The organism is Pseudomonas sp. AC229 (assembly GCF_979254655.1).
Genome location: NZ_CEEDHK010000089.1, coordinates 1 through 244 on the forward strand (window position 1 = coordinate 1; position 244 = coordinate 244).

1 protein-coding gene is annotated in these 244 nt (G+C 64.8%); it reads left to right on the forward strand.

Going from position 1 to position 244, the window contains the following annotated elements:
* The coding region (locus AC0IW7_RS24975) for an ABC transporter permease (RefSeq protein WP_471821545.1) at positions 1–244 on the forward strand (244 nt) is incomplete at both ends.

A 244-nucleotide genomic window follows, 5' to 3' on the forward strand; every position in this document is an offset into this window, starting at 1 on the left:
CTGCTGCGCGGCCTGTTCGCACCGCGCCGCTGGCGGGTTACGTCGCTGGGTTCCAATATCGAGCAAACCGGTCTGGATGCGGTGCCCATCGTGGTGCTGCTGACGGTTATGGTCGGCGCGGTGGTGGCGTTTCTCGGCGCCACGGTGCTGGCCAATTTCGGCGCCACTCTTTATACGGTCAACCTGGTGGCCTTCGCCTTTCTGCGCGAGTTCGGTGTGCTGCTCACCGCCAGTCTCATGGCCG